Genomic DNA, 18,579 nt, shown 5'->3' with positions numbered 1-18,579 from the left:
GTTAATTAACATGTTATCTAATTCGCCGGCGCGTTCAAGCCGGAACTGCGCCGCGGCGTGTCGCGTCTACGTCAGCCAGCTTGCATGGATTTGTCGCTGCTCGGGCGACACCGCTCTCCCTTTGCGCAAACGTTATGAGGTATAATTATCGACTGCGAGCCTTGGCCACAAGCAGTCTGCGACCAAAGCCTAACAGGATCGGAAGCAGCATGGATTGCGGACAAAGGTCGCAATCGTCGGGCTGGGCCGTTGCGGCGACGGCGGAGCTCGTTTCAAACATCTGCACAAATTCCGTTTAAAGCTTTGTAGGTGATGCATTCCTCGCATCATTCGCTTCCAATGCAGCCAAGGCAATGAAGCGAGACCGCCATGACCCGCACCGACATCCCCGCCGGCTACGAGCCGCATTTCCGCAAAGCGCCGCTGACCGATCCCTGGGAGCCGCTCTATTCGAAGAAGACCGACAAGGGCGTCACCGTCGGACTGCGCCTGGCGACGCCGCACACCAACGCCCGCGGATTGATCCATGGCGGGCTGATCGCGGCGCTCGCCGACGCCGCCATGGGTTACAGCTGCGCCCAGGCGACGGGCTGGACCACGTCGTTCGTCACCATCTCGCTGTCGGTCGATTATGTCGGCGCCGCCGAGATCGGCCAATGGCTCGCGGTCGAGGGCGAGGCGATCAAGACCGGGAACACGATCTGCTTCGCGCAGTGCCTGGTGAAGGCCGACGACGCCGTGATCGCGCGGGCCAGCGGCACGTTCCGGGTGGTGCCGAAGAAGGGGTGAGGCTCGTGAAGTGGGCTGCGATGTCGCCCCTTGCTCCGTCATTGCGAGCGTAGCGAAGCAATCCAGACTGCCACCGCGGAAAGATTCTGGATTGCTTCGCTGCGCTCGCAATGACGACGTGGAGATAGCGGTGCGCCACCCTTCGCTCTCCTGCTCCGGACGCGGCGCGTCCGGGACACGAGACATCACCCAAACCTCCACTCCGCCGTCTCCACCACGAGATCGACGAACGCGCGCACCTTGGCCGAGAGCAGACGTGAGGTCGGGTAGACGATGTGGATCGGCAGTGCCGGCTGCTCGTATGGCGCCAGCACGATCTTCAGGCGTCCGCGCTTCAGGCCCTCGGCGGCCTGATAGGCCAGCACCCGCGTCACGCCGCCGCCGGCCTCGGCATATTGCAGGGCGGCGTCGGCGCTATTGCTGATGAAGCGAGGCGACAGCGGCAGCCCGAACTCGCGGCCGTCGCGCAGGAAACGCCATTCGGACCAGGGGCCGAACTGGATGGTCTGGTGCGTGGCGAGGGCTTCCGGCGTCTTCGGCTCGCCGTTGCGCTTGAGATAACCGGGCGCGGCCACCACGATCCGCCGCATCTCGCCGACCTGGCGTGCGACAAGCGAGGAATCGGCGAGATGGCCGATCCGCACCGCGGCATCGACGGCGTCCTCGACGAGGTTGACGAGATGATCGGACAGCCTGAGCTCGGCCGTGACCTCGGGATAGCGCTTGAGATAGGCGGTCATGACCGGCCCGACATGCAGGCGGCCGAAGCCGACCGGCGCGGACACGACGAGACGCCCGCTCGGCCGGTTGCGCTCCTCCCGCGCCGAGCCGTCGGCCTCCTCGACATCGGCGAGGATGCGCCGCGCGCGCTCCAGGTAGCGCGAGCCGACGTCGGTCAGCGTCACCTGCCGCGTGGTCCGCTGCAGCAGCCGCGCCCCGAGATGCTCCTCCAGCGCGGCGATCATCCGCGTCACCGCCGACGGCGATAGCCGCAGTTTGCGCGCGGCCGGCGCAAAGCCGCTGAGATCGGCGACCGTGACGAAGATGTGCATGGCTTCCAGGCGGTCCATGGACATTATTGCATATCTAGCAATGATGAAGTGTCAAGGTGCTCAATTGTTCTAGGCACCGAAAGGTCCAGATTAGGCGCGGAAGACGCAGCAATGCGCCGGAATTTCAGGAGATGTTCCGATGACGGCAGTTCACACCTATGCCAGCGACGTGGCCTTCTCGCCGGCGGTGAAGACGATCCAGGCGCGCAAGGGCTCGCGCGAGGCCTATGCGCGCAGCGAGCAGCGTGGCTGGCGCACCGAGGTCGACGACAATCTCGCCGCGTTCCTGGCCGACGCCAACAGCTTCTACTTCGCCACCGCTTCAGCCGATGGCCAGCCTTACATCCAGCACCGCGGCGGCCCGAAGGGCTTTCTCAAGGTGCTGGACAAGCAGACGCTCGCCTTCGCCGACTACGCCGGCAACCAGCAGTTCATCACGCAAGGAAACCTCTCGGAGAATCCCAAGGCCTACATCTTCGTGATGGACTACGCCCATCGCCGCCGTGTGAAGATCTGGGGCGAGGCGCGCGTGGTCGAGGACGACGAAGCTTTGACCACGTCATTGATGCCGAAAGGCTACCGCGCCCGGCCCGAGCAGGTGATCCTGTTCAAGATCGCAGCCTGGGACACCAACTGCCCGCAGCATATCCCGCAGAAATTCGATGCGCCCGATGTCGCGGCCGCGCTCGCCGCGCGGGACGCGAGGATCGCGGAGCTGGAGGCGGAAGTTGCGGCGCTGAAGGGGGAGGCGGCGCCCCCAAAGTAAGGACGCGAGCGGCACGCTAGGTGCACCCTCGCCCCTTGTGGGAGAGGGTGGATTCGATGCGAAGCATCGAAGCCGGGTGAGGGGTCTCTATCCTCACGAACGGTCCTGCGAGGAGAGAGAACCCCTCATCCGGCGCTTCGCCACCTTCTCCCACAAGGGCGAAGGGAAGGGGATCTCGCGGCGGCGCTACAGCGCGATACCACTAAATCACGCTGGCGCCTTCGTGCTGGAAGCCGAGATAGCTTGCCGCGACCCGCTCGTTGGCGGCGATGTCGCTGGCCTTGCCGCTGAGCACGAACTCGCCGAGCTCCATCACATAGGCCTGGTCCGCAATCTTGAGCGCAGCCTGCGCGTTCTGCTCGACCAGCAGCACGGAGACGCCGGCGGCGCGGAGCTCGGTGACGATGCGGAAGATGTCGGCGACGATGATCGGGGCAAGGCCGAGGCTCGGCTCGTCCAGCATCAACAGCTTCGGCTCGCCCATCAGCGCGCGGCCCATCGCGAGCATCTGCTGCTCGCCGCCGGAGAGCGTGCCGGCGAGCTGCTTGCGCCGCTCCTTCAGCCGCGGAAACAGTGCATAGACCCGCTCCATCGACGACTTCGCCCGGCTCCGCTCGATGCGGAACGCGCCCAGTTCGAGATTGTCCTCGACGTTCATGGTCACGAACAATTCGCGATGCTCTGGGACGAGACCAAGGCCCATCGCGACACGGTCCTCGATGTCGAGCCGGGCGAGATCCTGCCCGGCAAAGGCGACGCGGCCCTTCAGCGGCAGGATGCCCATGATGGCCGAGAGCAGCGTGGTCTTGCCGGCGCCGTTGGCGCCGACGATGGTCACGATCTCGTTGGCGCCGACCTCGAGCGAGACCGAACGCACCGCCTCGACCTTGCCATAGGCGACATGCGCGTCGGTGACGGACAACAGCGTGCTCATGCCGCCACTCCGAGATAGGCCTTGATCACTTCGGGATTGGTCTTGATCGTCGCCGGCGTGCCCTCCGCGATCTTGGTGCCGAAATCGAGCACCACGATGCGGTCGGCAAGGTTCATCACGAAGCCCATGTCGTGCTCGACCAAAAGGACGGACATGCCGCCGTCGCGCAGCTCGCGGAGCAGCGCAGCGAGCCGCTGCTTTTCCATGTGGCGCAGGCCGGCGGCGGGCTCGTCGAGCAGCAGCAGCATCGGATCGACGCAGAGCGCGCGGGCGATCTCGACGATGCGCTGCTGGCCGAGCGAGAGCGAGCCTGCCAGCTGGTGCATCTGCTCGGTGAGGCCGACGCGCTCGATCTGGCGGGCGGCCTCGGCGAGCAGCTTGGCCTCGTCGGCGCGGTCGAGCCGCAGCATCGAGGAGATTGGGCCGGAATGGCCGCGCAAATGTGCGCCGATCGCGACGTTCTCCAGCACGGTCATGTCGGGGACGAGCTTGACGTGCTGGAAGGTTCTGCTGATGCCGAGCTTGACGATCTCCTGTGGCGGCGCGTTGTCGACCTTTTTGCCGAGCACGGAGATCGAGCCGGCGGTTGCGGACAGCACGCCGGTGATCAGGTTGAAGGTCGTGCTCTTGCCGGCGCCGTTCGGGCCGATCAGCGCGACGATCTCGCGGGCCTGGACGTCGAACGAGACGTTGTTCACGGCGACCACGCCGCCGAATTGCTTTCGCGCCTTCTCGACCTGGAGCAGGACACCGGCTTCAGTGGGCGCGCGGGTGCGATGCTCCAGCTTCAGCGAGGTGTCCGGCTTCCTGCCGTCGGCGCGCTCGGGGAAGAACGACATCAGCCAGGGCCAGAGGCCGCCGGGCGCAAGCTGCAGCAGCGCCACCAGCATGATGCCGAACACGATGGTCTCGACCTGGCCGGAGCCGGGCAGGATCAGCGGCAGATAGCTTTGCAGCACCTCTTTCAGGATCACGACGATCGCCGCGCCCAGCACGCCGCCCCAGACATAGCCGGCGCCGCCGACCACCGCGATGAAGAGATATTCGATGCCCATATGTGCGCCGAACGGCGTCGGGTTCACCGCGCGCTGCAGATGGGCGTAGAGCCACCCGGAGAGGCCTGCAAGCACCGCGGCATGGATGAACACCAGGAGTTTTGCCCGCGGCGTGTGGACGCCGAACGCCTCGGCGGCGACATGCCCGCGCCTGAGCGCGCGGATGGCGCGGCCGGTGCGGGAGTCCAGGAGGTTCATCGTCAGCAGGGCCGAGAGGATCACGGCGACCCAGATCGCGTAATAGATCGAGCCTGGCGAGAGCATCTTGAACGTGCCGATCGACAGCGGCGGGATCGCCGAGATGCCGTCGTTGCGTCCGAGAAATTCCAGCTTGCTGAACAGGTAGAACAGCCCAAGCCCCCAGGCCAGCGTGCCGAGCGGCAGGTAATGGCCGGAGAGGCGCACGGTGATCAGTCCGAGCAGCACCGCGAGCGAGCCGCTGACCAGGAGCGACAGCGGCAGCGTCAGCCAGGGCGAGAAGCCATAGGCCGTCGTCAGCACGGCGGTGGTGTAGGCGCCGAAGCCGACGAAGGCCGCCTGGCCGAACGAGGTGAGGCCGCCGACGCCGGTCAGCAGCACAAGGCCCATCGCGACCAGCGCGGCAAGGCCGATATTGTCGAGCAGCACGATCCAGAACGGGGGCACGCCCGGGATGAACGGGATCGCCGCCATGACGAGCGCAAAGACGAGGATGGGAAGCCGGCTCTGCATCGGGCTCAGTCCTTCTCTTCCTCGACCGCGGGCGCGGCGAGCGAGCGCAGCAGCAGCACGGGGATCAGCAGCATGAAGACGATCACCTCCTTGTAATTGGAGGCATAGAAGGACGAGAACGCCTCGACGATGCCGACCACCAGCGCCGCGACGGCGGTGAGGGGATAGCTGACGAGGCCGCCGATGATCGCGGCGACGAAGCCCTTCAGCCCGATCAGGAAGCCGGAGTCGTAATACAGCGTCGTGATCGGCACGATCAGGATGCCGGAGAGCGCGCCGATCACGGAGGCGAGCAGGAAGGCGATCTGGCCGGACAGCGTGGTGCGGATGCCGGCGAGCCGGGCCCCCAGCCGGTTGACCGCGGTCGCGCGGAGCGCCTTGCCGTAGAGCGTCAGGCCGAAGAACAGCCAGAGCGCGACGATGAAGGCGATGGTGATGGCATAGACGGTGATGCTCTGGCCGGTGAAGCGCAGGGCGCCGGCGGTGAAGGCGCCGGACAGCACGGCAGGCCCGCGCTGGCCTTCGGCGCCGAAGAACAACAGGCCGAGGCCCTGCAGCGCGAGGTGGACGCCGACGGAAGCGATCAGCAGCACCAGCACGGGGGTGTGCGCCAGCGGCTGGAAGGCGATGCGGTAGAGATAGAGGCCGATCATCGCCACGATCACCAGCGACAGCGCGATGCAGACCGCGACCGGCGGCTTCTGCGCGGCGAGGGACAGGGTCAGCGCCAGCACGATCGCGGGCAGCACGACGTTGGCGATGAAGCTGCGGACGACCAGCCTGCCGTGCAGCGCCTTGCGCGCCACGTACAGGTCGAAGGCGAAGGCGCCGATGCCGAGCGCCAGCGCCAGCTTTGCCGTGCCCGGCATCTGGCCGGCGGCCAGCGAGGCATAGGTCAGCGCGCCATAGGTGACGAACTCGCCCTGGGGAATGAGGATGACGCGGGTGACGGCGAACACCAGCACCAGCGCCAGGCCGAGCAGCGCATAGATCGCGCCATTGGTGATGCCGTCCTGCACCAGGAACAGCATGATGGTGGTATTCAAGACCGGACGCTCCCCCTAATCCGAACCGGTCCCCTCGATTGCGGTGGACGGTCCGCTCACAGCCATTGAAAAACGCAGGCGATATTTGGTATGGTCCATAACAATTATCAAATATAACTTCAAGGGCGGGAACGACCCGTCCCGGAATTTAGCGGGATTACGAGCACGAGGCGATGACCGTTTCCAAAGCCGCTGAAAAGTCCTCCGACAAGCCGGCCGACGCGGCCAAGGGCCGCAAGGACGTGGGCGAGCCGCAGGCGGAGGCCCTCCAGCTCGGCGAGCTTTCCGAGCAGCTGGGCTATGTCCTGAAACGTGCACAGCTCAAGGTGTTCGAGAATTTTCTGCGCTGCGTGGCCTCGCTCCAGCTGACGCCGGCGCAGTTCTCGGTGCTGCTGCTGGTCGAGAAGAACCCCGGCCGTAACCAGACCGAGATCGCCTCCACGCTCGGCATCCTCAGGCCGAACTTCGTGGCCATGCTCGACAATCTGGAGAGCCGCGACCTCTGCGCGCGGATCCGCTCCACCAACGACCGCCGCTCGCACATCCTGGTCTTGACCGACAAGGGCAAGGCCGTGCTGGCGCGGGCCAAGAAGCTCGTCGCCACCAAGCACGAGGCCCGGCTGAATGATCTGCTCGGCCCGGCCAACCGCGAAGCCCTGATCGGCATGCTCGCGAAGATCGCCAACGAGTTTTGACGGGCCGCTCTCTATCCGCCGTCATGCCCGGGCTTGTCCCGGGCATCCACGTTCTTAGCGCAGCTGAAGAAGTCGTGGATGGCCGGGACAAGCCCGGCCATGACGGAGATATCTGGCTTCAATCCACCAAAATCACCCTGATGTCGTTCACGTTGGTCAGCGTCGGGCCGGGCTGCAGCAGGTCGCCGGTCGCCTCGAAGAACGTGGTGGCGTCGTTGTTGTCGAGATAGGCCTGCGGCTCGAGCCCCACCGCCTTCATCTTCGCGAACGTCGCGGCATCGATCAGCGCGCCGGCGGGATCGGTCGGGTGGCCGGCGCCGCCATCGGCGCCGTCGGTGTCGCCGGCCAGCGCGGCGATGCCGGAAGTGTCCTTCAAGAGCGCGGCCAGCGCCAGTGCGTATTCCTGGTTCGGCCCGCCGCGCCCGTTGCCGCGCACGGTGACCGTGAGCTCGCCGCCGGAGAGGATCGCCACGCGCTTGCCCTGCTTACGTGCCTCAAACGCCAGCCTGGCGTGATCGGCGGCGACTTGGCGCGCCTCGCCTTCGAGATCGGCGCCGAGATCGATGGTCTCGTAACCGGCCTCGCGCGCGAGCTCGACCGCGGCGTCGAGCGACTGCTTGGGCCTCGCGATCAGCTCGAACGATGCGCGCGCAAAGGCGGCGTCATCCGGCTTGCAGCTCTCGTTGCCGGGATCGTGGAGCGCGCGCCGCACCGCATCGTCGACGTCGAGCCTGTATTTCGCCACGATCGCGCGCGCATCGGCCAGCGTGGTCGGATCGGGCACGGTGGGACCGGAGGCGATCGCGGAAGGATCGTCATGCGGCACGTCCGAGATCGCGAGCGTCACGATCTCCGCGGCGTTGCTGCCGGCGCGCGCCAGGCGGCCGCCCTTGATCCGCGACAGGTGCTTGCGCACGACGTTCATCTCGCCGATCGGTGCGCCCGAGCGCAGCAGCGCCTTGTTGACCGCCTGCTTCTGCGCGAAGCTGATGCCGTCCACGGGCGCGATCCAGTTGGCCGAGCCGCCGCCGGTGAGCAGCACCAGCAGGAGATCGTCCGGCCCGGCCTCGCCCGCGAGTGCGAGCGTGTCGGCCGCGCCCTTCAGGCCGGCTTCGTCAGGCACGGGATGACCGGCCTCGACCACGCGAATGCGGCGCGTCGGCACGCCGTAGCCGTGGCGCGTGGTGGCGATGCCGACGAGCCGCTCCGGCGCCAATCCCAGCGCGTCGAGATAATGCCGCTCCGCGGCCGCGGCCATCGCGCCGGCGCCCTTGCCGGCCGCGAGGCAGATCACGCGTCCCCCGGGCGCAGGCCGCAGGTGAGGGGCCAGCACCACATTGGGATGGGCGGCGGCGACGGCGGCGTCGTAGAGCGCGCGGAGCAGGGGACGTCGGTCGGTCATGGACAATGGCCTTGCGCAGACTGGACTGGCGGCGAGGAAGTCGCCGCCATCTGCCTAGCGCATCGTGTGCCAAAGCGTAAGCGCCCTCGCCGTCATTCGATTGTGCAATCGCGTGATCACAATTGCCACACAAGCAAAAGCCCCTGCGCCATCGGCTCAGGTGGCTCGTTATCAGGACCTTGCAGCTTCTAGCCGCCGGCGTCGGCGCTGATCACCTCGCCGAACAGATCCCACTTGTCGCCCTTGAACTTCATCAGCTGCAGCGAGCTGATCGGCGCGAAGTCGTTCGGCCCGGTATTGATCTTGATGCCGGGCAGCAGAACTTCGGTGCGGAAGTCCTTCAGGCTCGCCGCCTGCTTCATGACGTTCTCGCGCGTGAGATTGTCGCCGCACTTCTTCAGCACCTCGACCAGCGTCTGTGCCACGCCGTAGCCGACGATGGTGCCGCCGTCGAGCTTGTCGCCCTCGGGGAAGTACTTCGTCATGAAGTCGAGGAACGCCTTCATGCCGGGATCGTCCTTCCACTGCGGATCGGAGACGTCCTTCAGATAGGCGGCCGAGATGATGTCCTGCGAATTCTCGAACCCGGCGGGCTTGATCACGCTGCCGACCGAGGCCGAGACGTTGTTGAGGAAGTGGGTCGGCTTCCAGCCGATCTCGGAGATCTTCTTGATCGCCTGTGCCGCGAATTTCGGCGTGGTGATGTTGACGAAGACGTCGGCGCCGGTGGCCTTCAGCTTGACGATGTGGTTGTCGATGGTCGGCTCCGAGGTCTCGTAGCTTTCCTCCAGCACGATCATGCTCGCGGCCTTGGCGCCCAAGCCGTCCTTCAGGCCCTTCAGGTAATCCTTGCCGTAATCGTCGTTCTGGTAGAGCACGCCGATCTTGGCGTTCGGCATCGCCTTGAGGATGTACTTCGCGTAGATCTGCGTCTCGCTCTGGTAGTTGGGCTGCCAGCCCATCGTCCACGGGAAGTTCTGCGGATCGTTCCACTTGGTGGCGCCGGTGGCGACGAACAGCTGCGGCACCTTCTTCGAGTTCATGTATTTCTGGATCGCGGAGTTCGGCGGCGTGCCGAGCGAATTGAAGACGAGCAGCACCTCGTCGCTCTCGACCAGCTTGCGCGCCTGCTCCACCGTTTTCGGCGGCGAGTAGGCGTCGTCGTAGGAGACGAAATTGATCTTGCGGCCGTTGATGCCGCCCTCTTCGTTGATCTTCTTGAAATAGGCGGCTTCGGTGCGACCGATGATGCCGTAGGCGGAGGCCGGTCCGCTGTAGGGCATGATGTTGCCGATCTTGATCTCGGTGTCGGTCGCACCGGTATCGTACTTCTTCTGGGCCGTTGCCGTTGAGGCCGAGGCCGCGATGAGCGCGAGCGCCAATGATGCGGCCGCAAGCTTGCCGTTGACAGCAGGCATTCCAATCTCCCTGTTTTTTTCTTGGTGTGCGCGTCCCTTTTCTTGGCTTGATTGTTTTTGGCGACGCGAAGGCAATTCAATACGATTTGCCCGGAAGCTTCAAGGAAAAGCCCCTGCGGCAAGGCCGCAGGGGCCGCTTCTTTAGTCGATTGGGACTTACGTCTTGAGCGACTGGTTAATGGTCAGCCGCCGACGTCGCCGCTCAGGACCTCGCCAAATCGCTCCCAATGCTCGCCTTTGAACCGGATCAGTTGCAGCTGCGAGAGCGGGGCGAAATCGGCGGCCGAGGTGTTGACCTTGATGCCCGGCAGCAGGCCCGCCGGCTCGAAGTCCTTGATGCTGGCGGCCTGCTTCATGATGTTTTCGCGGGTCAGATTGTCACCGCAGGCCTTGAGCACGTGAACGAGGCCTTGGGCGACGATATAGCCGTACATCACCGAGGCATCGGCACGGTTCGCTTCCGGATAGTACTTATCCAGGAATTCGTTCCAGGCGATCATCGCCTTGTCGTTTTTCCACTGCGCGTCGGTGGGATCCATGAAGTACTGCGACGAGATGATGTCCTGCGCGTTCTCGAAACCGGCCGGCTTGATTACGCTGCCGATAGAAGCCGAGACGTTGTTGAGGAAGTGCAGTGGCTTCCAGCCGATCTCGGCGTTCTTCTTGATCGCCTGTGCCGCGAATTTCGGCGTCGTGATGTTGAAGAACACGTCGGCGTTGGTCGACTTCATCTTGACGATGTGGGAGTCTATGGTCGGCTCGGAGACTTCGTAGCTGTCCTCGATGACGATCATCGAGGCGGCCTTGGCGCCGAGCCCGTCCTTGAACCCCTTCAGATAGTCCTTGCCGTAATCGTCGTTCTGGTAGAGCACGGCGATCTTGGCGTTCGGATGGTTCTTCAGGATGTACTTGGCGTAGATGATCGACTCGATCTGGTAGTTGGGTTGCCAGCCCATCGTCCACGGGAAGGTCTGCGGGTCGTTCCACTTCGTGGCGCCGGTGGCGACGAACAACTGCGGAACCTTCTTCTGGTTCATGTACTTCTGGATCGCCGAGTTCGGCGGGGTGCCGAGCGAGTTGAAGATCAGCAGCACCTCGTCGCTCTCGACCAGCTTGCGCGCCTGCTCCACGGTCTTCGGCGGGGAATAGGCGTCATCATAGGTGATGAAGTTGACCTTGCGGCCGTTGATGCCGCCTTCTGCGTTGATCTTGCGGAAATAGGCCTCTTCGGTCTTGCCGATCACGCCGTAGGCGGACGCGGGACCGCTATAGGGCATGATGTTGCCAATCTTGATCTCCGTGTCGGATGCGCCGGTGTCGTATTTCTTCTGGGCGGACGCTGCCGTCGAAAGGGTGGTAGCCAGCACGAGGGCAGCCGAGAGGGCCCCCAATCGCACATGCATTGCAGGCATTTTGATCTCCCTGGACAGGATTGAATGTGTCGATTGTTCTTGTTGGGGGCGATCGTTGCGCGTCGCTCCGTCGCGCATTCAATACCTATCCACGGCCGTCAGCAAGACAAACGCCTGCACGGGCCTCGCGCGGGCGGCGATCTCGTCGAAGGCGGTGCTGAATATTCCGGCGCGTGAGATTCTTTTTGCGGGGCAAATTCACCGCTTGAGTTGCTTTGCGAGAAAGCGGCTATTTTGAATTGCGTCGTTCAGTGGCTCATCTCGCTCGAGATGATGTCACCGAACAGCTCCCATTTCCTGCCCTTGAAGCGCATCATCTGCAGTTGCTCGATCGGGGCGAAATCGTCGGGCGCGGTGTTGATCTTGATGCCGGGCAGCAGGGTGTCGGGTGCGAAGTCCTGCAGGCTGGCGGCCTGCTTCATGACGTTCTCGCGGGTGAGATCGTCGCCGCACATCTGTAGCACCTTCACCATGGTCTGTGCGGCGGCATAGCCGTACACGACGCCGGCATCGAGCTTGTTGGCCTTGGGCTCGTATTGCGCGAGGAAATTGTAGAATTTCTTCATGCCGTCGTCGGCATTCCACTGCGGGTCGGAGCCGTCCTTGGTGTAGGTCGCCGACAGGATGCCTTGCGAGACTTCAATGCCCGCCGGCTCCAACACGCCGCTGACCGAAGCCGAGACGTTGGAGATGATGTGCATCGGATGCCAATTGATCTCCGCCGCTTTCTTGATTCCCTGCGCGGCGAATTTCTGGTTGGTGAGGCTGATGAAGATATCGGCGCCGGCCGCCTTCAGCTTCACGACGCGCTCGTCGATTACGGGCTCGGAATTGTCGTAGGCTTCCTCCCGCACGATCATCGAAGCCTTGGCGCCGAGGCCCTCCTTCAAGCCGTTCAGATAGTCTTTGCCGAAATCGTCGTTCTGGTAGAGCACGCCGATCTTTCCGTTCGGCTTCTCCTTCATGATGTACTTGGCATAGATGCGGGCCTCGCTGACGTAGCTCGGCTGCCAGCCCATGGTCCAGGGATATTGCTTGGGGTCGTTCCATTTCGAGGCGCCGCTCGCCACGAACAATTGCGGCACCTTCTTCTCGTTCATGTACTTGCGGATGGCGCTGTTGGTGGAGGTGCCGAGCGAGCCGAAGATCAGCAGTACGTTGTCGCTCTCGACCAGCTTGCGCGCCTGTTCCACCGTCTTCGACGGCGAATAGCCGTCGTCATAGGAGATGAATTTGATCTTGCGGCCGTTGATGCCGCCCTCGGCGTTGATCTTGTTGAAGTAGGCTTCCTCGGTCCTGCCGATCGCGGCATAGCCGGAGGCCGGACCGCTATAGGGCATGATGTTACCGATCTTGATCTCGGTGTCGGAAGCGCCGATGTCGTATTTCTTCTGCGCCAGCGCCTCGCCGCTCATTGCAGTGCACAAGGCAAGTGCGGCCCAGAGCGGCGCAACCTGGGAACGAACGGCGGCCATTGTTCTCCTACCCCGGGATGGATCGATCGCATTGAACAAGATTGGCGCCCGTCGTCAACAAAAAGCCCCCGCAGCTGTCCGCGGGGGCTCCTCGTCCCGGATCATTGCGTCACGCCTCACTCGGAGGCGACGTCACCGCTGATGATCTCGCCGAACAGTTCCCATTTCTCGCCCTTGAAGCGCATCATCTGCAGCTGCGCGATCGGAGCGAAGTCGGTGGCGCTGGTGTTGATCTTGACGCCGGGAAGCAGCGTATCCGGAGCAAAGTCCTTCAACGAGGCGGCCTGCTTCATGATGTTGGCGCGGGTGAGATCGTCACCGCACATTTCGAGCACCTTGGCCAGGGTCGAAGCGGCGCCGTAGCCATAGACCATGCTGGTGTCCGACTTATCGGCACCCGGCATGTACTTGTCGACGAACTCGTTCCACTTCTTCATGCCGGGGTCGTTGGCCCATTGGGGATCCGTGGAGTCCTTGGCGTAGGCGGCCGACAGCACGCCTTGCGCGTTCTCGAAGCCGGCCGGCTTCATCACACTGCCGACCGAGATCGACACGTTGGTCAGGATCTGGAGCGGCTTCCAGCTGAGCTCGGCGGTCTTCTTGATGGTCTGGGCCGCGAACTTCGGCGTGGTGTAGATCAGCAGCACGTCGGGATTGGCGGCCTTGATCTTGACGATGTGACCGTCGATCGACGGCTCGGAGACCTCGTAGCTCTCTTCCATGACGATCATGGAGGAGGCTTTGGCGCCGAGGCCGTCCTTGGTGCCCTTGAGGTAATCTTTGCCGAAATCGTCGTTCTGATAGAGGATCGCGATCTTGGCGTCCGGCTTCTCCTTCATCAGCCACTTCGCGTAGATCTGCGCTTCGCTCTGGTAGGAGGGCTGCCAGCCCATGGTCCAGGGGAAGTTCTTCGGGTCGTTCCACTTGGTGGCGCCGGTCGCCACGAAGAGCTGCGGGATCTTCTTGGAGTTGAGATATTTCTGGATCGCGCTGTTGGAGGGCGTACCGAGCGGATTGAAAACGACCAGCACCTCGTCGCTCTCGACCAGCTTGCGGACCTGCTCGACGGCCTTCGGTGGCGAATAGCCGTCGTCATAGCTGACGAAGTTGATCTTGCGGCCGTTGATGCCGCCCTTGTCGTTGATCATCTTGAAATAGGCTTCTTCGGTCTTGCCGATGATGCCATAGGCCGACGCCGGACCGCTGTACGGCATGATGTTGCCGATCTTGATCTCGGTATCGGACGCGCCGGTGTCGTATTTCTTTTGGGCGAGTGCAGCGCCGGAGGTGAGAGTGATGGCCGTCGTTGCCGTGACCAGCGCGGCGGCTCGCAGTGTTCTTCCAAAATACAATTCGGTCTCCTTGGTTAATTCGATGGGTCTTCAGTTCTTCCTGAGCTTGCCGACGAGTTGCTGGCCCAGGATCGCGACCTGCCTTGCGCCATGCGGCACGAGGTAGATGACGAGGAACAGCAGCACGCCGAACACCGCGCCGGAGAGGCCCTTGGAGATGCTCTCCGCCATGTTCGGCACGAAGATGATGAAGGCCGCACCGACGAACGAGCCGGGCAGCCAGCCGACGCCGCCGACCACCATGCCGAGGAACAGCGAGATCGCGAGCGTGATGGTGTAGCTGTCGGGCGCGACGAACTGCACTGCGATGGCGCCGAGCGAGCCGGCAACGCCGGTGATGCCGGCGGATACGCCGAACGCCAGCGTCTTGTACAGCGCGACGTTGACGCCCATGGAGGAGGCCGCGATCTCGTTGTCGCGGATCGCCATGAAGGCGCGGCCGGAGCGCGAGCGCAACAGGTTCACCGAGAAGATGTAGATCGCGACCGTCACGATGAGGGTGAAATAGTAGAGCCACATGTCCTGCGACATCGGCAGGCCGAACGGCGCGTCCGGCTTGGTGACGACGAGGCCCTGCACGCCGCCGGTCCAGTGCTCGAGGAAGTTCAGCTTGAGCAGCTGCGGCATCGCTGTCGCGAGCGCAAAGGTCGCGAGCGCGAGATAGATGCCCGACAGCCGCAGTGCCGGCTTGCCGAACAGGTAACCGAATCCGAAGCAAATCACGGCGGAGATCGGAATGGTCAGCGCGTAGTTGACGTTGGCATGCTCCATCAGCACCGCAGACACATAGGCGCCGACGGCGTAGAACGCGCTCTGGCCGAGCGAAAACTGGCCGCTTCCGCCGGTCAGGATGTTCAGCGCCAGCACCGCGAGCCCGTAGATCAGGAGCATCGTCATCTGGAAGATGATGAAGTTCTTGACGAACATCGGCACGATCAACAGCGCCGCCAGCACCACCAGCGAGGTGCCGGTGCCCAGCGTCATGGCCCGCTTCGGAACCGCCTCGACCGCCTCGTGGCCTTCGGCGACGACTTCTTCTGCTGCGCTCATGATCAAACTCGCTTGACGATGTGCCGGCCGAACAGACCAGCGGGTTTGACGACCAGGACGGAGATGATCAGCGCGAGCGCGATCGGGAGCTTCAGCTCATTGCCGACGCCGGGAATGTAGGTGCCGGCGAGGTTCTCGAACACGCCGACCAGGAAGCCGCCGACCACGGCGCCGAACGGACTGCTCAGCCCGCCGAGCACCGCCGCGGCGAAGCCGTAGATCAGCACGCCGCCCATCATGTTCGGCTCGAGGAACACGACAGGGGCGATCAGCATGCCGGCGATCGAGCCGATCGCGGTCGCCATGCCCCAGCCGAGCGCGATCATCCAGCTCGTGTTGATGCCGACGAGGCGGGCCGATTCGGGCACCGAGGCGGCGGCGCGCATCGCGAGACCGATCCGCGTGTACTGGAAGAAGAAATACAGCGCGAGCAGCAGCGCTATCGTGACGCCGATCATGCCGGCCTGATGGGTCGAGATCAGCTGGCTGCCGAGGAACGGGGCGGAGCCGAACGGGGTCGGATATTGCTTGATCGTGAAGTCCCAGATCAGGCCCGCCGACGAGTTGATGATCGCAAACAGCGCGATGAAGCCGGCGACGTTGGTGAGCACCGGCGCCTTGACGAGCGGCTTGAACAGGATGCGCTCGATCGCGATGCCGGCGACAAAGGAAAATGCCAACGTGATCAGGAAGGCGACCCAATAGGACACCCCCCACTGCATCAATTGCCACGAGATGAAGGTGGAGAACATCGCCATCTCGCCTTGCGCGAAGTTGAGATGGTCGATGGCCTGGTAGATCATGACCACGGCGAGCGCCATGCAGGCATAGATCGCGCCGGTGGCGATGCCAGCCAGGACCTGGTTGGTGAACAGCTCCATTGTGCCGGCTCCCTCAGTAACCCAGATAGGATTTGCGGATTTCTTCGTTGTTCGCGATGTCCTTGGCCTTGCCGGACATCACGATACGGCCGGTCTCGATCACATAGGCCTGGTCGGCCAGCTCGAGCGCGAGCTGGGCGTTCTGCTCGACCACCAAGATCGAGACCTTGTCCTCGCGGTTGATCTTGCCGAGGATGCCGAACAGGTCGCGCACCACCAGCGGCGCGAGGCCGAAGGAGGGCTCGTCGAGCAGCATCAGCCGCGGCCGCAGCATCAGCGCGCGGGCGACCGCGAGCATCTGCTGCTCGCCGCCGGAGAGCGTGCCGGCCTGCTGGGTATGGCGCTGCTTCAACACCGGGAAATGCGCGTACATGCGCTCGATGTCGGAGACGATGCCGGCGCGGTCCTTGCGGGTGATGGCCCCGAGCTGGAGGTTCTCTTCCACCGTCATGTTGGTGAAGGTGCCGCGGCCCTGCGGCACGTGGGCGATGCCGAACCGCACAATGCTCTCGGTCGAACGGTTGTTTAGCGGCTTGCCTTCGAACTCGACGCCGCCGGTGGAGCGCACCATGTTGCAGATCGCGCGCAGCGTGGTGGTCTTGCCGGCGCCGTTGGCGCCCAGCAGCGTCACGAGCGAGCCCTCGTTGAGCGAGAAGGACAGGCCATGGAGCGCCTGGACCTGGCCGTAATAGGCGCGCAGGTCCTTGACGTTGAGCAGTGGCGTCATTGATCCTTGCTCCCGAGATAGGCCTTGATGACGTCCGGGTCCGCCTGCACCTGGGCGGGCGTGCCTTCCGCGAGCTTCTTGCCGAAATTCAGCGCGACGACGTGGTCGGCGATCGACATCACGAGGCCCATGTGATGCTCGACCAGGAGCACGGTCATATGGCGCTCGTCACGGATTTTGCGGATGAGGTCGCCGAGCACATGAACTTCCTCGTGGTTGAGGCCGCCGGCGGGCTCGTCGAGCAGCAGGATCTTCGGATCGGCCGCCAGCGCACGCGCCAGCTCGACCCGCTTCTGCGTACCGAACGGCAGGCCGGACACGACGGTATGGGCGACGTCCTCGAGGTCGAGGTAAGCAAGGATCTCGTGCACCTTCTTGTTGATGCTAGTCTCGCTGCGCCGGACCCAGGCAAGCTTCAGGGAGTCGCTGATGATGTCGCTCGAGGTCTTCGAATGGGCGCCGACGCGGACGTTGTCCATCACCGATAGATTGGGAAACAGCGCCACGTTCTGGAAGGTGCGGCCAATGCCGATCTCGGCGATCCGGTGCGGCGACCGCGTCAGGATGCTCACCCCGTCCATCAGGATGTCGCCGGACGACGGCTGATAGAGGCGCGAGAGGCAATTGAAGAGCGTGGTCTTGCCGGCGCCGTTCGGGCCGATCAAGCCGAGGATCTGGCCCTTGTGCATGTCGAAGGACACGCCGTTGAGCGCGACGATGCCGCCGAACACGACGCTGACGTCGCGAACGGCGAGCAGGGGCGATGTACCCTGCGCGAGCTGTGCCTGCGTCATCTCGTCTCGCTCACGTCGTTCAGTGAGCGATGGAGCGATGCGAGCCGCTCCCGATGATGACAAAGGCTATCTGAATCCCTCGGCCACACGCGCAACTTTTCCTCCTGATTTCAGCTTTTTGCTGCTGTCTTTTTTTGAATGCGGCATCAGACCCCCGAGCGCCGCCTCGATGTTCCTTACCATCGCCAAGAGACGCGGTCCAATGTCGTTGATCAAACGCTCTTCCGTGAAACGGAATGCGGGCGCGCCGCAATTGAATGCGTAAGGCCCGGTTCCGTCGTTGAGCTTGAGCGCGACGCCGGCCGCGCCGATGTCGTCGTGCCAATCGCCGACCGAAATCGCGAAGCCGTATTTCGCGACCGTCTCGCCGGAACGTTCCAACCCCTCGCGCATCTTCGGCCAGCGGCTGCCGTAATGTTCGCGCAGGATGCGCGACACTTCGGCGCGACCTTCCTCGTCGAGCGCCCAGAAATAGGCGCGGCCCATCGCGCTGGTTGCAATCGGCACGCGCGAGCCGACGTCGAGTTGAACGCCGACGGTCTCGCTGCCGCGGCTCTGCCCGAAATAGATCATGCTGTGGCGGTCACGGCCGCCGACGGCGACGGCGCCGCCGGTCGCGCGCATCACCTCTTCGCGGAACGGCTCGGACAAATGCCGAACGCCCAGATTGGCCAGCGCCGCGTAGCCGAGCGACATCGCCGCAGGGGCGAGCTGGTACTTCTCGAAGCGGGGAACCGGCGTCAGATAGCCGAGCTTGGTCAGCGTGTAGGTCAGCCGCGACACGGTGGGCTTGGGCAGATTGGTGCGGGAGGCAATCTCCTGATTGCCGAGCAGGCCGTCATTGGGGTGGAACGCGCGCAATACTTCCAGTCCGCGGGAAAGCGCGACGACGAAATTCCGATCGGTCGCGGTCTTCTTTCCTGTACGCTTCATCCCTGATCTGCTTCTTGCGCGGAGTCGTTGACAACGTCCGTGCTTCAAAATAACCCTGCCGTCAAGATGCGGAATTAAATTCCGCAA

The 18,579-nt window shown here is 63.9% G+C and carries 17 protein-coding genes; 3 read left to right on the top strand and 14 right to left on the bottom strand.

Annotated features, from left to right (window positions below):
• The first annotated feature begins 369 nt into the window (after positions 1-369).
• Positions 370-789, top strand: a complete 420-nt coding sequence (locus tag AC24YW_RS07405; RefSeq protein ID WP_035997915.1) for a PaaI family thioesterase — start codon at positions 370-372, stop codon at positions 787-789.
• A gap of 185 nt (positions 790-974) precedes the next feature.
• Here the strand turns inward: AC24YW_RS07405 and AC24YW_RS07400 are convergent, their stop codons facing one another.
• The gene (locus tag AC24YW_RS07400) at positions 975-1,859 is read right to left on the bottom strand and encodes a LysR family transcriptional regulator (protein WP_487482585.1); all 885 of its coding nucleotides are present in this window, start codon (positions 1,857-1,859) and stop codon (positions 975-977) included.
• A gap of 121 nt (positions 1,860-1,980) precedes the next feature.
• Here AC24YW_RS07400 and AC24YW_RS07395 point away from each other — a divergent pair, with 121 nt between their 5' ends.
• A complete protein-coding gene (locus AC24YW_RS07395) occupies positions 1,981-2,607 on the top strand; it encodes a pyridoxamine 5'-phosphate oxidase family protein (protein WP_487482107.1) in 627 nt (208 codons plus the stop codon).
• Positions 2,608-2,809: 202 nt separating this feature from the next.
• Here the strand turns inward: AC24YW_RS07395 and AC24YW_RS07390 are convergent, their stop codons facing one another.
• The 3 genes from AC24YW_RS07390 to AC24YW_RS07380 are packed head-to-tail and all read right to left on the bottom strand — an operon-like array spanning position 2,810 to position 6,353.
• Positions 2,810-3,541, bottom strand: coding sequence for an ABC transporter ATP-binding protein (locus AC24YW_RS07390; RefSeq protein ID WP_487482106.1), 732 nt, complete (start codon positions 3,539-3,541; stop codon positions 2,810-2,812).
• Positions 3,538-5,307, bottom strand: a complete 1,770-nt coding sequence (locus AC24YW_RS07385; RefSeq protein WP_487482105.1) for a branched-chain amino acid ABC transporter ATP-binding protein/permease — start codon at positions 5,305-5,307, stop codon at positions 3,538-3,540. The genes AC24YW_RS07390 and AC24YW_RS07385 overlap by 4 nt, the downstream gene beginning before the upstream one ends.
• Positions 5,308-5,312: 5 nt before the next feature.
• Positions 5,313-6,353 carry a branched-chain amino acid ABC transporter permease gene (locus AC24YW_RS07380; protein WP_487482104.1) on the bottom strand — a complete coding sequence of 347 codons (1,041 nt, stop codon included), beginning with the start codon at positions 6,351-6,353 and terminating at the stop codon, positions 5,313-5,315.
• A 173-nt stretch (positions 6,354-6,526) separates the two neighbouring features.
• On the opposite strand from AC24YW_RS07380, the gene AC24YW_RS07375 reads away from it, so the two are divergent.
• Positions 6,527-7,048: a MarR family winged helix-turn-helix transcriptional regulator gene (locus AC24YW_RS07375; RefSeq protein WP_487482103.1), complete on the top strand. Its 522-nt coding sequence runs from the start codon at positions 6,527-6,529 to the stop codon at positions 7,046-7,048.
• A 118-nt stretch (positions 7,049-7,166) separates the two neighbouring features.
• Here the strand turns inward: AC24YW_RS07375 and AC24YW_RS07370 are convergent, their stop codons facing one another.
• The 10 genes from AC24YW_RS07370 to AC24YW_RS07325 form a co-directional block, all read right to left on the bottom strand.
• Entirely contained in the window at positions 7,167-8,450 is a 1,284-nt protein-coding gene (locus AC24YW_RS07370) for a glycerate kinase type-2 family protein (RefSeq protein WP_487482102.1), read from the bottom strand.
• Between the two features lie 188 nt (positions 8,451-8,638).
• Positions 8,639-9,868 carry an ABC transporter substrate-binding protein gene (locus AC24YW_RS07365; protein WP_487482101.1) on the bottom strand — a complete coding sequence of 410 codons (1,230 nt, stop codon included), beginning with the start codon at positions 9,866-9,868 and terminating at the stop codon, positions 8,639-8,641.
• A gap of 182 nt (positions 9,869-10,050) precedes the next feature.
• Positions 10,051-11,280 carry an ABC transporter substrate-binding protein gene (locus AC24YW_RS07360; protein ID WP_487482100.1) on the bottom strand — a complete coding sequence of 410 codons (1,230 nt, stop codon included), beginning with the start codon at positions 11,278-11,280 and terminating at the stop codon, positions 10,051-10,053.
• 248 nt (positions 11,281-11,528) lie between these two features.
• Positions 11,529-12,755 carry an ABC transporter substrate-binding protein gene (locus tag AC24YW_RS07355; RefSeq protein ID WP_487482099.1) on the bottom strand — a complete coding sequence of 409 codons (1,227 nt, stop codon included), beginning with the start codon at positions 12,753-12,755 and terminating at the stop codon, positions 11,529-11,531.
• Between the two features lie 116 nt (positions 12,756-12,871).
• Complete coding sequence (locus AC24YW_RS07350; protein WP_487482098.1) at positions 12,872-14,107, bottom strand: ABC transporter substrate-binding protein; 1,236 nt, start codon at positions 14,105-14,107, stop codon at positions 12,872-12,874.
• 30 nt (positions 14,108-14,137) lie between these two features.
• Positions 14,138-15,157, bottom strand: a complete 1,020-nt coding sequence (locus AC24YW_RS07345; RefSeq protein ID WP_487482097.1) for a branched-chain amino acid ABC transporter permease — start codon at positions 15,155-15,157, stop codon at positions 14,138-14,140.
• 2 nt (positions 15,158-15,159) lie between these two features.
• The gene (locus tag AC24YW_RS07340) at positions 15,160-16,038 is read right to left on the bottom strand and encodes a branched-chain amino acid ABC transporter permease (RefSeq protein ID WP_487482096.1); all 879 of its coding nucleotides are present in this window, start codon (positions 16,036-16,038) and stop codon (positions 15,160-15,162) included.
• Between the two features lie 13 nt (positions 16,039-16,051).
• Positions 16,052-16,765, bottom strand: coding sequence for an ABC transporter ATP-binding protein (locus tag AC24YW_RS07335; RefSeq protein ID WP_035997952.1), 714 nt, complete (start codon positions 16,763-16,765; stop codon positions 16,052-16,054).
• Positions 16,762-17,559 carry an ABC transporter ATP-binding protein gene (locus AC24YW_RS07330; protein WP_487482095.1) on the bottom strand — a complete coding sequence of 266 codons (798 nt, stop codon included), beginning with the start codon at positions 17,557-17,559 and terminating at the stop codon, positions 16,762-16,764. Before AC24YW_RS07330 ends, AC24YW_RS07335 begins: the two co-directional genes overlap by 4 nt.
• A 66-nt stretch (positions 17,560-17,625) precedes the next feature.
• Positions 17,626-18,492, bottom strand: coding sequence for an IclR family transcriptional regulator (locus AC24YW_RS07325; protein WP_487482584.1), 867 nt, complete (start codon positions 18,490-18,492; stop codon positions 17,626-17,628).
• Positions 18,493-18,579: the final 87 nt, after the last annotated feature.

The organism is Bradyrhizobium sp. USDA3516 (assembly GCF_057651995.1).
The sequence above is the reverse complement of the archived record's forward strand: the minus strand, read 5'-3'. Positions and strand labels throughout refer to the sequence as shown.